The organism is Paraburkholderia hiiakae, from assembly GCF_904848665.1.
Classification (GTDB): domain Bacteria; phylum Pseudomonadota; class Gammaproteobacteria; order Burkholderiales; family Burkholderiaceae; genus Paraburkholderia; species Paraburkholderia hiiakae.
The window spans coordinates 85,195-98,674 of the sequence record NZ_CAJHCQ010000003.1 but is presented as its reverse complement, the minus strand read 5'-3'; the positions used below and the strand labels follow the sequence as shown (position 1 = coordinate 98,674).

At 65.5% G+C, this 13,480-nt stretch carries 11 protein-coding genes and 1 tRNA gene; 8 read left to right on the top strand and 4 right to left on the bottom strand.

Features of this window, described 5'->3' with window-relative positions; genetic code table 11:
• Nucleotides 1-38 precede the first annotated feature (38 nt).
• The 3 genes from JMY28_RS07525 to JMY28_RS07515 all read left to right on the top strand — a co-directional run bounded on the left by JMY28_RS07525 (nucleotide 39) and on the right by JMY28_RS07515 (nucleotide 3,808).
• Nucleotides 39-1,634, top strand: a complete 1,596-nt coding sequence (locus JMY28_RS07525) for a sensor histidine kinase (RefSeq protein ID WP_201695601.1) — start codon at nucleotides 39-41, stop codon at nucleotides 1,632-1,634.
• Nucleotides 1,635-1,956: 322 nt separating this feature from the next.
• Entirely contained in the window at nucleotides 1,957-3,615 is a 1,659-nt protein-coding gene (locus JMY28_RS07520) for an MFS transporter (protein WP_201695294.1), read from the top strand.
• A 116-nt stretch (nucleotides 3,616-3,731) separates the two neighbouring features.
• A tRNA-Met gene (locus tag JMY28_RS07515) sits at nucleotides 3,732-3,808 on the top strand.
• A 67-nt stretch (nucleotides 3,809-3,875) separates the two neighbouring features.
• On the opposite strand, the gene JMY28_RS07510 is transcribed toward JMY28_RS07515, so the two are convergent.
• Nucleotides 3,876-4,748: a LysR substrate-binding domain-containing protein gene (locus JMY28_RS07510; protein ID WP_201695293.1), complete on the bottom strand. Its 873-nt coding sequence runs from the start codon at nucleotides 4,746-4,748 to the stop codon at nucleotides 3,876-3,878.
• A 179-nt stretch (nucleotides 4,749-4,927) separates the two neighbouring features.
• Here JMY28_RS07510 and JMY28_RS07505 point away from each other — a divergent pair, with 179 nt between their 5' ends.
• The 3 genes from JMY28_RS07505 (at nucleotide 4,928) to JMY28_RS07495 (ending at nucleotide 8,624) form a co-directional block, all read left to right on the top strand.
• A complete protein-coding gene (locus JMY28_RS07505; RefSeq protein ID WP_201695292.1) occupies nucleotides 4,928-6,253 on the top strand; it encodes an MFS transporter in 1,326 nt (441 codons plus the stop codon).
• A gap of 82 nt (nucleotides 6,254-6,335) precedes the next feature.
• Nucleotides 6,336-7,526, top strand: coding sequence for a M20 aminoacylase family protein (locus JMY28_RS07500; RefSeq protein WP_201695291.1), 1,191 nt, complete (start codon nucleotides 6,336-6,338; stop codon nucleotides 7,524-7,526).
• Nucleotides 7,527-7,532: 6 nt separating this feature from the next.
• Nucleotides 7,533-8,624 carry a M14 family metallopeptidase gene (locus JMY28_RS07495; RefSeq protein ID WP_201695290.1) on the top strand — a complete coding sequence of 364 codons (1,092 nt, stop codon included), beginning with the start codon at nucleotides 7,533-7,535 and terminating at the stop codon, nucleotides 8,622-8,624.
• Nucleotides 8,625-8,744: 120 nt separating this feature from the next.
• Here the strand turns inward: JMY28_RS07495 and JMY28_RS07490 are convergent, their stop codons facing one another.
• On the bottom strand, nucleotides 8,745-9,761 hold the full coding sequence (locus JMY28_RS07490) for a sensor domain-containing diguanylate cyclase (RefSeq protein ID WP_201695289.1): 1,017 nt from the start codon (nucleotides 9,759-9,761) through the stop codon (nucleotides 8,745-8,747).
• 163 nt (nucleotides 9,762-9,924) lie between these two features.
• Nucleotides 9,925-10,680 (bottom strand): FadR/GntR family transcriptional regulator, encoded by a 756-nt coding sequence (locus JMY28_RS07485; protein ID WP_201695288.1) that lies wholly within the window; start codon nucleotides 10,678-10,680, stop codon nucleotides 9,925-9,927.
• A 72-nt stretch (nucleotides 10,681-10,752) separates the two neighbouring features.
• On the opposite strand from JMY28_RS07485, the gene dgoD reads away from it, so the two are divergent.
• Entirely contained in the window at nucleotides 10,753-11,901 is a 1,149-nt protein-coding gene (dgoD, locus tag JMY28_RS07480) for a galactonate dehydratase (RefSeq protein WP_201695287.1), read from the top strand.
• A 281-nt stretch (nucleotides 11,902-12,182) separates the two neighbouring features.
• Nucleotides 12,183-12,482 carry a hypothetical protein gene (locus JMY28_RS07475; RefSeq protein WP_201695286.1) on the top strand — a complete coding sequence of 100 codons (300 nt, stop codon included), beginning with the start codon at nucleotides 12,183-12,185 and terminating at the stop codon, nucleotides 12,480-12,482.
• 28 nt (nucleotides 12,483-12,510) lie between these two features.
• On the opposite strand, the gene JMY28_RS07470 is transcribed toward JMY28_RS07475, so the two are convergent.
• The gene (locus JMY28_RS07470) at nucleotides 12,511-13,437 is read right to left on the bottom strand and encodes a copper resistance D family protein (RefSeq protein ID WP_201695285.1); all 927 of its coding nucleotides are present in this window, start codon (nucleotides 13,435-13,437) and stop codon (nucleotides 12,511-12,513) included.
• Nucleotides 13,438-13,480: the final 43 nt, after the last annotated feature.

Below are 13,480 nucleotides of genomic sequence, written 5' to 3'. Positions count from 1 at the left end.
TCGCGCGCGCGGTGCCCCCCCCAAAGGGCGCCGCGAGCATGGCCGGCGAAGGCACTTCCAGCGCCTCCAGCGCGTCCGCATTCACGGCCGATGCCCTCGACGACAACGCGCGCGACGCCCGCTACGCCAACCCGTTCGCCCCGCCCGACGAAGCCGAAGCCGCCGCCGAGGCGCGCCCGCGCTCGCTTTTCGGCGAGATTCTCGACTGGATGCTCGCGCCCTTGCTGCTGCTCTGGCCGATGAGCATCGCGGTCACCTATCTCGTGGCGAAGTCGATCGCCAACGGTCCCTTCGACCGCGCGCTCGAAACCGACGCCTATGTACTCGCGCGCCAGATCCAGCCCGTGAACGGCGTGGCCGAGCTTACATTGCCTGCGTCCACGCGCGATTTCCTGCGCGCCGACAACGTCGACAACGTGTTCTACCAGGTGCTCGGCAGCCGCGGCGAGCTAATCGGCGGCGATCGCGACATGCCGCTGCCGCACGACGACGACCGCCCACCGCCCGGCCTCGTCGAGTTTCGCGACGACACGCTGCGTGGCATCGACATCCGCGTCGCCTATACAACAGTGGAGCCCACGCATCTCAGCGCCGGCGATCGGCAAGGTCAACCGGTGCTCGTGCAGGTCGCGGAAACGCTCGACAAGCGCCGCCAGCTTGCCAACGACATCATCAAGGGCGTGATCCTGCCGCAGTTCGTGATCTTGCCGCTCGCGATCCTGCTCGTGTGGTTCGGCCTCTCGCGGGGCCTGGCGCCCTTGCACGCGCTGCAGTCGAACATCCGCATGCGCCGCCCCGACGATCTTTCGCCGCTCGAAGCACGCCGCGCGCCGCCCGAGATCGAGCCGCTCGTCACCTCGTTCAACGACCTGCTCACGCGTCTCGAACAGAACATGGAGCTGCAAAAGCGCTTCATCGCCGACGCGGCGCATCAGATGAAGACGCCGCTCGCGGGCCTGCGCACTCAGGCCGAACTCGCGCTGCGCCAAAACGCGCCCGCCGAAGTGCACCGCTCGCTCGAGCAGATCGCGACGAGCTCCGAGCACGCCGCGCGGCTCGTCACGCAACTGCTCGCGCTCGCGCGCGCGGAAAACCGCATGTCCGGGCAGATCTTCACGCCAGTGGATGTGGCGGACGTGGCGCGCCACGCCGTGCGAGACTGGGTGCAGCCGGCGCTCGCCAAACAGATGGACCTCGGCTACGAAGGCCCCGAAGTGGCGTACGGGAGCGAGGAAGACGAGGGCGTTGCGGCGGCGCGTGTCGAAGTGGAAGGCAACCCGGTGATGCTGCGCGAGATGCTCTCGAACCTCATCGACAACGCGATCCGCTATACACCCGCGGGCGGGCGCATCACCGTGCGCGTGCGGCCCGAGCCCGCGGCGGGCGTGGTCCATCTCGAGGTGGAAGACACGGGCATGGGCATTCCGCCCGCCGAACGCGAGCGCGTGCTCGAGCGCTTCTACCGCATTCTCGGACGCGATGGCGAAGGCAGCGGGCTCGGGCTCGCGATCGTGCGCGAGATCGCCACGATGCACGCCGGCACGCTCGCGATCGACGATCACGTCTACCAGGACACGCCGCGCCTCGCCGGGACGCTCGTGCGCGTGACACTGCGGCTGCGCGCGCACGCTTGAGCGACGCCGCCGCCGCCTGGACAGCGAAGCCACAGCGAAACTGACGGATCGCGTCAGAAAATCGGGATGGGACTTACCCTTATCCGATACGCAATACGCAAACTAAAATTCGCGCGTTAAAAGACGTTCGACCGACGCTGCACGCACTTGTCGGCGAATTCAACGAACATAGCTGATTAGACCCCACTCCGATACCTCGCTCAGAAACCCACGCGCGCGTCAGAAGCCCGTAAGTTTCCATTCCAATAATGCTCCGCAGGACCGCGGGTCTTAAGCGTCGCCTGCCCGACGGACCACACGCATATCAATACTGGAGACAAATATGGCAACCGTTGGCGGACAAGTCTCGCACACGCCGATGACCAGCGACGAAAAACGCGTGATCTTCGCGTCGTCGCTCGGCACCGTGTTCGAGTGGTACGACTTCTACCTGGCCGGATCGCTTGCGGCCTTCATCAGCAAGAGCTTCTTTTCCGGCGTCAATCCCACGGCCGGCTTCATCTTCACGCTGCTCGGCTTCGCCGCGGGCTTTGCCGTGCGCCCGTTCGGCGCGATCGTGTTCGGACGCCTCGGCGACCTCGTGGGCCGCAAGCACACGTTCCTCGTCACGATCGTCATCATGGGTCTCTCGACCTTCGTGGTCGGCTTCCTGCCCGGCTACGCGGCGATCGGCATCGCGTCGCCGGTGATCTTCATCGGCATGCGTCTGCTGCAGGGCCTCGCGCTCGGCGGCGAGTACGGCGGCGCAGCGACCTATGTCGCTGAACACGCGCCGCCCGGGCGCCGCGGCTTCTACACGTCGTGGATCCAGACGACCGCCACGCTCGGCCTGTTCCTCTCGCTGCTCGTGATCCTCGGCGTGCGCACCTTCGTTGGCGAAGAACAGTTCGCCGCATGGGCCTGGCGCATTCCGTTCGTCGCCTCGATCCTGCTGCTCGCCGTTTCGGTGTGGATCCGTCTGCAACTCGACGAATCGCCGGCGTTCAAACGCATCAAGGCGGAAGGCAAGATTTCGAAGGCACCGCTCACGGAAGCGTTCGGCCAGTGGAAGAACCTCAAGGTCGTGCTGCTCGCCCTCTTCGGCCTCACGGCCGGCCAGGCCGTGGTCTGGTACACGGGCCAGTTCTACGCGCTCTTCTTCCTCACGCAAACGCTCAAGGTGGACGGTTCGAGCGCCAACATCCTGATCGCGCTGGCGTTGTTGATCGGCACGCCGTTCTTCCTGTTCTTCGGCGCGCTTTCTGACAAGATCGGCCGCAAGCCGATCATCATGGCTGGCTGCCTGATCGCGGCGCTCACCTACTTCCCGATCTTCAAGGCGATCACGCACTACGCGAATCCGGCGCTCGAAGCCGCCACGCAGCGCGCGCCGATCGTCGTGATCGCGAATCCGGACGAATGCTCGTTCCAGTTCAACCCGGTAGGCACCTCGAAGTTCACGAGCTCGTGCGACATCGCCAAGAGCGCGCTTTCGAAGGCTGGCCTGAACTACGAGAACGTGGCCGCTCCGGCAGGCACGCTCGCGCAGATCAAGGTGGGCGACACGACCATCGACACGTTCGACGGCCGGGCGCCGGGCGCCAAGGAAGCCGGTGCGACATTCGAGAAGACGCTGGCAGCCACGCTGAAGGCGGCGGGCTATCCGCTGAAAGCCGACCCCGCGCAACTCAACTGGCCGATGACCGTGGTGATGCTGACGATCCTCGTGATCTTCGTGACCATGGTGTACGGGCCAATCGCGGCGATGCTGGTGGAGATGTTCCCGACACGGATCCGCTACACCTCGATGTCGCTGCCCTATCACATCGGCAATGGCTGGTTCGGCGGCTTCCTGCCGGCAACGGCGTTCGCGATCGTCGCGGCGCGAGGGGATATTTACTCGGGCCTCTGGTATCCGATCATCATCGCGCTGGGCACCTTCGTGATCGGCATGCTGTTCGTGAAGGAAACCAAGGACTCGGATATTTACGCGCAGGATTGAGGCTGTGAGCGCCGCCACCTCGGCCGAGGCTTCTCGCTCGGTGGCGGCCCTGGCTGCAAAAAAGATGACGAAGGGGGTTGACAGCTTCGGACTGTACCGCGATAATTCTTTTCTTCGGCGAATTAGCTCAGCCGGTTAGAGCGACGGAATCATAATCCGCAGGTCCGGGGTTCGAATCCCTGATTCGCCACCAGTTGCAAAAAAAAGGCCGCTGTCCCGCAAGGACAGCGGCCTTTTTCATTTTCCACGCTTAAACGCCATCAAACCGCCGCCACGAGTTGTTGCGCGATCAACGCCGTGATGTGCTTCTTCTCGTGCTCCGCGCGCTCCAGCATCCCCACGCTGCGAAATTCCGTCTCGCCCGGCAAGGGCAGCACGCGCAGGGCTTCATCGTGGGCCCAGCTGGAGTTGCGCAAGAGCGGCACGACCGTCACGCCCACGCCCTGCCTCACCAGCGCCGCCACGCCTTCCAGTGAACTGAGTTCGAGAAACACGTTGACCTTATAGCGCCGCCGGCGCAAAGCGCGCTCGATCAGAATGCCCGTTCGCTGCGTGCTGTCGAAGCGCAGGAACCGTTCGTCGTTCAGCAGTTGCGCCACCGAGCCCGATTTCACGCCCGCAGGAACCAGTGCGACAACAGGCTCGGTGTAAAGCGGCGTCCAGCGCACACGTGCCGAGCGCCGTCCCGGTGTATCGACGAGCACGGCGCAATCGACGTCGCCCGCATCGAGTTGCGCGGCGAGTTCGATCGACCTCGCCGTCACGATGCGGATCTCCAGGCTCGGCCGCGCAGTCTTGAGCTTCGCCACGGCCTGGGCGAGCGCGCTCACGGCCGATTCCACCGCGCCGATCGTGACCGGCCCCGTCTGCGCTTCGAGTCCGGCGGCTAGCATGCGCATCGCCTCGTACTGCGCGAGCATCTCCTGGGCGTGCGGCAGCAGCGCCTTGCCCATCGCGTTGAGGACGACGGTGCGCCCCGCTCTGTCGAAAAGCTGCTGGCCGAACGTTTCCTCGAGCGAGCGCATCTGCATGCTGATCGCCGACTGGGTCAGCGACAGATGCTCGGCGGCGAGCGCAAACGAGCCGTATCGGGCAATGGCGTCGAACGCGCGCAGAAATCGCAACGTACTCACAGGTTCACGCCTCCCGTTTTCTCATCCAATTCATCAAATATCCTGAAGTTACGTTTCAGAAAATATCACTTTTTTTTGATTGGCTGCACAACCAGAATGATTCGACGCGAAAGCCAGTCGACAGAAGCCACAAGGCAAGGCATCAGCCAGTCAAACCAGCAACTGGAGGAGACGTCCGGATGGGGTTCTCAATTGATACGACCGGTGCAGCCACGCCGGCACACACCCGAAGCACAGCACGCGGCATCGACCTGCGTGTGATTGCGGTCGCAACCATCGGCAATGCACTCGAGTGGTTCGACTTCACTGTTTTCACCTTCTTCGCCGCGGTGATCGCGAAGCAGTTCTTCCCGAGCGAGAATCCCACCGCCGCGCTACTCGCAACGTGGACCACATTCGGCGTCGGCTTCCTGACGCGTCCGCTCGGCGGCATCCTGCTCGGCAATTACGCGGACCGGCACGGCCGCAAGGCCGCCCTGCTCATCACGATCTTCGTGATGGCGCTCGGCGTGGCGGTCATCACGCTCGCGCCCACGTACGCGCAGATCGGCCTCGCGGCGCCCGTCCTCATGCTCGTCGGGCGCTTTCTGCAGGGCTTTTCGGCGGGAGGCGAAGTCGGCAGCGCGACGGCGTTTCTGGTCGAGCACGCTCCCGTCGAACGCCGCGGCGTGTACGGCAGCTTCCAGATGATCGCGCAGGCCTGCGCCATGCTGCTCGGCGCGACGGTGAGCGTCGCCATCACGCAGATGCTCACGCCCGACCAGATCAGCGCGTTTGGCTGGCGCATCCCGTTCGCGATCGGCCTCCTCATCGTGCCCGTGGGGCTTTACGTGCGCTCGCGCCTCGATGAGTCGCCCGTGTTCAGCGACGCTCGCCACGAGACGCGCGCGAAACGCTCACCTTTTCTCGAATCGCTGGTTTCGCACTGGCGCCAGGTGCTCGCGGGCTTCGGCCTGACGGTGTACGGCACGATCGGCACCTACCTCTTCTACTACTACATGCCGAGCTACGCCACGCGCTCGCTCGGCGTGTCGTTCCAAAGCGCCGTGATCGCGTCGCTGTGCGCCGCGCTCGCGTATATCGTCGGCACGCTCGCTTCGGGCCGCATCTCCGACGCCGTCGGCCGCAAGAAGCCGATGGTCGCTTCGGCGCTGATCAGCCTGATCGTCGCGTATCCGCTCTTCCGGCTCGTGAGCGCGGTGCCCACGCTGCCTGTGCTGATCTTCGTGCAGTGCTGCCTGATGCTCTCGCTCGGTCTGTTCCAGGGCGCGTACTGCGCCTTCGTCTGCGAGCTCTTTCCGGCGCGCGTGCGCGCCACGTCGCTCGCCATTGGCTACAACTTCGCGGTGATGATCTTCGGCGGGTTCGCCGGCGCGATCGCCACGCTGCTGATCGGCTGGACCGGCGACAAGCTCTCTGTCGTGTACTACGGCCTGTTTGGCGCCGCCGTGGGCCTCATCACCCTGCTCTTTCTGAAGGACCGCTCGCGCCAGCCTTTACTGTAGGCGGCGCGACGCATTCGCCATCCATCGCGCAGCCGTCCCGCGTACGGCTGCCGCGCATCATCACCGAAACGAAGGGAGTCTCATGACCATCATCGCCGAAATCGCCGCAGCCGAAGCCGAACTGCAAGCCATTCGCCGCGACATCCACGCCCACCCCGAACTGCGCTACGAAGAAGATCGCACGTCCGCGCTCGTCGCCGAACGGCTCGCGTCCTGGGGCATCGAGGTCACGCGCGGTCTTGGCAAGACCGGTGTCGTCGGCGTGCTGCGCAACGGCGCCGGAACGAAAACCATCGGCCTGCGCGCCGATATGGACGCGCTCCCGATCCAGGAACTCAACACGTTTGCGCACGCATCGAAGCACGCGGGCAAGATGCACGCGTGCGGGCACGACGGCCACACCGCAATGCTGCTCGGCGCGGCGCAGCATCTGTCGCAGCATCGCAATTTCGACGGCACCGTGGTGTTCATCTTCCAGCCCGCCGAGGAAGGCGGCGGCGGCGCAAAGGCCATGCTCGAAGACGGCCTCTTCGAAAAGTTTCCCGTCGATGCGGTCTTCGCCCTGCACAACTGGCCGGGCCTCGCCGCGGGCAGCTTTGGCGCGCGCGTGGGTGCAACCCAGGCGTCGAGCAACGAGTTTCGCATCGTCGTGAAGGGAACGGGCGCGCACGCCGCCATTCCGCAAGACGGCATCGATCCCGTGCTGACTGCGATGCAGATCGGCACGGGCCTGCAAAGCATCATGACGCGCAACAAGCGCCCGATCGACGCCGCCGTGCTCTCGATCACGCAGATGCAGGCCGGCGAGGCCGTCAACGTGATTCCCGACACGGCGACGCTGGCCGGCACGGTGCGGACCTTCTCGATCGATGTGCTCGACCTGATTGAGAAGCGCATGCGCGAATTCTCGGAGGCGACGGCGGCCGCTTACGGCTGCACCGTGGAGTTCTCCTTCCATCGCAACTATCCGCCGACGGTCAACACCGCAGCCGAAACGCAGTTCGCGCTCGACGTCATGAAGGACGTCGTCGGTTCCAGCCACGTGGTGAGCAATATCGACCCGACCATGGGCGCGGAGGACTTTTCGTTCTTCCTGCTAGAGCGTCCCGGCTGCTACGCCTATATCGGCAATGGCACCGGCGGTCATCGCGCACACGGCCACGGCCTCGGCCCTTGCATGCTGCACAACACGAGCTACGACTTCAATGACGACGTGCTCACGCTGGGGTCGACGTACTGGGTGCGCCTGGTCGAAGCCTTCCTCACGAAATAAGCGCTCATGTCTTCCCTGTTTTCCACCACCTACAGCGAGGCCCGCGCCCGGTTCGTGGGCGCTGCCGCCGCGCGCGGCCTGGCGCTCGCGAGCCATGTGATTCCCGAGATGGAAGGACGCGAAGGTGAGGCACTCGCGACCGATGTCGTTCGGCTCGGCCCCGCCAACGCGAAGCGCCTGCTCGTGCTGACGTCCGGCACGCATGGTGTCGAAGGCTTTTGCGGGAGCGCGGCGCAAACGGCGTTGCTCGGCGACGCCGCGCTGCAGGCGCGCCTCGCCACGCTCGGCGTGGCCGTGCTCGTCGTGCACGCGATCAACCCGTATGGCTTCTCGTGGCTCTCGCGCACGAACGAGGACAACGTCGACCTCAATCGCAACAGCATCGATTTCGCGTGTCCTGTTCCACACAACGAGGACTATGAGGCGCTGCACGCGCTGCTCGTGCCGCCGCAATGGCCGCCTTCGGCCGGCAACGCGGAGGCAATCGCCAGCTACATTTCACGCCACGGCGAACCGGCCTATCAACGCGCGCTGACGACGGGCCAGTACCATCATCCCGACGGCCTTTTCTATGGCGGCGCGCGGCACGTATGGAGCACCCGCCTGCTGCAGACGTCGCTCGCTGAACACGCGAGCCAATGCGAGCAGATCGGCTGGATCGACTTCCATACCGGCCTCGGTCCGGCCGGGCATGGCGAGAAGATCTGCGTGGGCCGCATCGATGCAGCGGAGCTTGGGCGCGCGCGTGCCTGGTGGGGCGCCGACGTGGCAAGCCCGCTCGACGGCTCGACGATCGCGTCGAATGTGGGGGGCCCGATTCTCGATACGCTGCGCACGACTTGCCCGCATGCGCAGACAACGGCGATCGCGATCGAGTTCGGCACCGTGCCGCTCGTGCCGATGCTGCACATGTTGCGCGCCGATGTGTGGGTGCGCCGCCATCCGGACGCGCCTCAAGCCGCCGGCATTCGCGAGCAGATCCGCGCCGCATTCTGCTTCGACGACCCGCTCTGGCAAGGGCAGATTCTCGGCCAGTCGCGCGCGGCCGTCCTGCAAGGGGTGCTCGGCCTCTCGCGGATGCCTGTCGAGGCGCGCTGAGCGCCGCTAGCTCGTCTTCGCGAGTATCGACCGCAACGGCTCAGGCACCGTGGCAACACTGATCGCCGCGGCGTCTGCGTAGTCGTACACCGTGCGTCCACTGCGCGCCCACTGCGGCGCTCATCGCATGCGCTTGCGCTCCCGCTTCGTTTCGTACATCGAACGATCTGCGGATTCGATCAGCGCCGTCATCTCGGTGCCGTCTTCGGGCAGGACGGCAACGCCCACGCTCACGCCGAGATCGATGCGGTGTCCTTCGAACTCGTACGGCTCGCCCACCGTCTCCACGAGCCGGCGGCTGTATGCCTCGGCGTCCCCGCGCCCCGCGATGCCGGGCAAGATCACAGCGAACTCGTCGCCGCCCACGCGCGCGGCCGTGTCCACGCGGCGGCTGCGGCGAGCGATGCGCGTGGCGGTCTCCCGGATCGCCGCGTCGCCGGCGCGATGGCCGTAGCGGTCGTTGATGGGCTTGAGGCCATCCATGTCGAGATTGAGCACGCCGAGTCCGCCCGACGAGCGCACGGCGAGATCCACCGACTGGCGCAAGCGATCGTAAAAGAGCGCGCGATTGGGCAGGCCCGTGAGCGCGTCGTGCGTCGCGCGCAGATAGAGCTCGCTCGTCTCGTGCCGCGCGGCATGGAACATGGCCGCGGCGATGAGCTCGGACATCAGCGCGAGCGTGCGGATGTCCTCGTCGTTGAAAGCATCGACTTCCGAGTTCGTGACTTTCAGAACGCCGACGGTTGTCTCGAGGTGCTTGAGCGGTGTGACGATCATCGAGCGCAGGCCGGCGCGGCGGCAGGCTTCGCGGTCCACGCGCGGGTCGGTTTCGGAGTCGTCGCAACGCAGAATCTCGCCCTCGCGCACGCACATGCCCGAAAGGCTCGTCTCGCGTGCAAGACGCAACCCGAGCAAGTCCGCGACGCTGCCCGAAGCCGCGCGATACACCATGTCCTCGCCTTCGGCGAGTTCGACAACTGCACCTTGTGCGCGTGTGAGCTGCTCGGTGCGCTCGGCGACGTAGGCCATCACGCCGCCGAGATCGAGCCCGAGCTTCGCGATGTCCGACTGCGCCTTGATGATTTCCAGCAGGGTTGCGTTGTCCAGTGGCGTCTCTTTCGCTTCGTTTTTCTTCATCGCTCAACCGTTAGCGTTGCCTTTGACTGACTGACGGCACTGAAAGCCGAAGCGCCGTCGGATCGGTCTAAAGCATAGCAAACGTTGTTGATTGCGCCAGCGCAAACGTTTCGCATTTTCAATTCGCTTCGCTTTTTTGCGATTCGTTGCGGGCGCATCCAACTCAGCACTCGATACGCTCGCGCGTCACACGCAACAACGCCGCCATCGCGCGGCTCGCCGCAAGGGCGTCACGGTGCGCAATCGCCTTGTACACGAGGGTGTGGTCGGGCAGCGCCGCGTTGAACACGTCGGCGCGCTTCGCGTTCACGCGCAACTGGCCTTCGAGCGTGCGCTCGATCAGCGTGCCTAGCGGCACCAGCAATTCGTTGCGGCAAGCGCCCAACACCGCGAGATGAAAGCGCAGATCCGCACGCACCCATTCGTCCACATTGCGCGCCCCCGCCATGGCCTCGTGCGCGGCGGCGATCGAGGCAAGCGCGTCGGCATCGTGCGCGCTTGCGGCCAGTCCTGCTGCGAAAGGCTCGATCATTTCGCGCATTTCCTGGAGCTTGAGCGCGAAAGCGAGCGGGGGCGCCACGCGCGCGTACCAGTCGAGCACGTCGGCATCGAGCAGGTTCCACGCTTCGCGCGCACGCACCCGCGTGCCCACGCGCGGGCGCGACTCCACGAGCCCTTTCGAGGTGAGCGTGCGCAGCGCCTCGCGTAACACCGTGCGGCTTACGTCGAAGATCGCCATGAGTTCGGCCTCGCGCGGCAGCACCGTCGCGGGCGGATAGTCGCCACGCAGGATCGCGCTGCCGAGTTCGTAGGCCACCGTGCCATGCAGATCGCGTTGAATCGCTGTTCTCCTGGATATTGGGAAGCGCTGCGAAATAATACTATTAATAGCACTTAAAGGCGAATTTTGCAGTAGCATGTGCGGCTGAAGACGTGGCTGCTCGCGTGGGGTGCGAGCGCCGCCCTACCGCTCAGGTCATGGAGACACCGCATGAAAATCACCAAGCTCGAAACCTTCGTCGTCCCGCCGCGCTGGCTCTTTCTGAAGATCGAAACCGACGAGGGGATCGTCGGCTGGGGCGAGCCGGTCGTCGAAGGCCGCGCGCATACGGTGGCCGCCGCCGTCGATGAACTCGCCGACTACCTGATTGGCAAGGACCCATTGCTGATCGAGGACCACTGGCAGGTGATGTACCGCGCGGGCTTCTACCGCGGCGGCCCGATCTCGATGAGCGCCATTGCCGGCGTCGATCAGGCCCTGTGGGACATCAAGGGCAAGCATCATGGCGTGCCTGTGCACGCGCTGCTCGGCGGCCAGGTGCGTGACAAGATCAAGGTGTATTCGTGGATTGGCGGCGACCGCCCGAGCGACGTGGCCAACAACGCGCGCGCCGTGGTCGAGCGTGGCTTCAAGGCTGTGAAGATGAACGGCTCGGAAGAGTTGCAGATCATCGACACGTTCGACAAGGTGCAAGGCGTCATCAACAACGTCGCGGCCGTGCGCGAGGCCGTGGGCCCGAACGTCGGCATTGGCGTGGACTTCCATGGCCGCGTGCACAAGCCCATGGCGAAGGTACTCGCGAAAGAGCTCGATCCGTTCAAGCTCATGTTCATCGAGGAGCCGGTGCTTTCCGAGAACGTCGAGGCGCTGCGCGACATCGTCAACCAGACGAGCACGCCGATCGCGCTGGGCGAGCGTCTTTATTCGCGCTGGGATTTCAAGCACATTCTCGCGGGCGGTTACGTCGACATCATCCAGCCCGACGCCTCGCACGCGGGCGGCATCACCGAGTGCCGCAAGATCGCCGCAATGGCCGAAGCCTATGACGTCGCGCTCGCGCTGCACTGCCCGCTCGGGCCGATCGCGCTCGCCACGTGCCTGCAGATCGACGCGGTGAGCTACAACGCGTTCATCCAGGAGCAGAGCCTCGGCATCCACTACAACAAGGGCAATGACCTGCTCGACTACATCAGGAATCCCGAGGTCTTCAAGTACGAAGATGGCTTCGTCTCGATTCCGCAGGGCCCGGGTCTTGGCATCGACGTGAACGAGGAGAAGGTGCGCGAGATGGCGAAGACCGGTCACCGCTGGCGCAATCCGGTGTGGCGTCACGAGGATGGCAGCGTCGCCGAATGGTGATGCGCGGGTGAACGTCAAACGCGCGGCACGCCACGTAACGTGACACGCTCAACGCCGCGCGTTTCGGCGACGTAACATTTCGCGCGCCTTTGCGCGCTCCGGCGCGCGCCAGCGAATCGCGCGATCGGCTTACGTCGTTTGCGCACACAGCCAGTTCGTGGAAAGCCGCGCGGCTCAAGGCGCGGCCATCATCGAGCGTAATCTGAGCCAGCGAACGCCACTCGCTGGCCTGCTCCTTGCTGATTCCTTTGCAACCCAACTTCGGTATTGCAAAGGTTTCCATGGACGCGTCGCTTCCCGACTATCTCATCCGCGAACAAGCCGCCGTAGGCGCGCTCGTCGCCTTCGGCTTCATGCGCGTGCTCGCTGGCGCCGTTGCCTTCACGCGCGGCTGGCGCATCGGCTGGGTGGAATACGCCGCGATCGGCGCCGCGGCCTTATGGTGCGCGCCGCAACTGCTCGCGCTGATCGCGAATCCTTCGTCCGTGACCGCGCTCGCGGAACTCGAAGGCAACGCCGCGGGCTGCGCCATCGCCCTCTTCTGCGCACCCATCCTGAGTCACCGGCTCGGCTACGAGTAAGTTCCAGCGAAGCTGCACCGGCGACGTTTCAGCCCTGCAACACGTAGCCCGGCACGCTGTGCGCGAGCGCAGCGGCCGTCACTAGCACGCCGATCATCACGATCGCTTCGAGATGGATCACGTTGACGAAGCGGCGCGCCGCCGCTGTCGACGCCGCGCGCCGCAACTCCGGCATCGCCACGAGCCGGTTGAATCCGCCCATCACGAGCGCGAGCACGACGAGGGCGGTCTTGAGCAGCAGCACTCGGCCCCACGTGCTGTGCATGATGGCGTCGAGCGAACCGCCGCTGCCGCGCAGTGCGTTGAACACGCCCGTCGCGATCACGAAGCCCACTGCGAAGAACGCTACGTTCGAGACCTGGCCCGCTGTGCGGATCAACACGCCGCGCGCCGTCGATGCGCCGAGTGCCGGCAGGACAGCCAGGCCGCCCGCCATGACGATGCCGCTCCATGCGCTGGCGCTCAGCACATGCAGCGTATGAAGGCCGAGCGCCGCCGAGGCGAAGCCCGCATCGGCGGCATGCCCGAGCCCCGCGCGCCCCGCGGCGATGGCGACGAGCGCGAGCCACAGCACGCCGTCACGCGCCACGCTCGAGGCCGCGAACGCGCAGCCGAGCAGCACGAGCGCGCCCGCGAAAGCAACGGACCACGCGTGGCCAACATGCGTTTGCGAGAGCACCGTGCCGACCACGCCGAACGCGCCGGGCAACGACTCGCCGCTGACCGACGCGCTTTCGTACAGCATCCACATGATGAGCGCCGCGACGAGCACGAGTGCCGAGGCGCGCAGCGAGCGTTGCGCGCGCAGCCACGCGAGGCGCGCGGGCGCGACGGCCGTGCGGCCGTCCTTATCGAGCCACGCGGCATAGAACGCCGAGCCGAGCGCGAAGGCGTAGGCAACGTTGACAATGGCCGCCATGGCGACCTGCCCGATCCAGAGCCAGTCAGCTTTCATCGGACCTCGCCCTCCCGCGTGTTGCGGGTCGCGCGGACCTCGC